1 protein-coding gene is annotated in these 245 nt (G+C 43.7%); it reads right to left on the bottom strand.

The genetic code is table 11. The features are described 5' to 3' along the window. Positions 1-245: AAA family ATPase (locus AAEZ03_RS28535; RefSeq protein ID WP_350583336.1), on the bottom strand; the 245-nt coding region annotated here is incomplete at both ends.

The following is a 245-nucleotide window of genomic DNA, read 5'->3' as shown; positions in this document are numbered from 1 at the left end:
CACCTAATGAGATAAACTTCTGCAAAAATTCCGCATGCGTATGCTGAATATCATCGAGATAGAGCATGACGTTATTGCCCATCTCAAAGGCTAAGTTGATTTTATTCAGCTCTTCTCGGGCGGTGGCATTAGGTGCTTTTTCGGGATCTAATGAGGTGACATCATGACCGAGTGATGGACAGTTAATCTTCATAAAGATAAGGCCGAGACGATTGGCCACATACTCCATCAAGGTGGTTTTACCG

It is taken from the genome of Pseudomonas sp. HY2-MNA-CIBAN-0224 (assembly GCF_040310285.1).
In the GTDB taxonomy this organism is placed as follows: Bacteria; Pseudomonadota; Gammaproteobacteria; order Pseudomonadales; family Pseudomonadaceae; genus Aquipseudomonas; species Aquipseudomonas helleri.
Note: the sequence above shows the minus strand (reverse complement) of the source record. Positions and strands in the feature narration are given on the sequence as shown.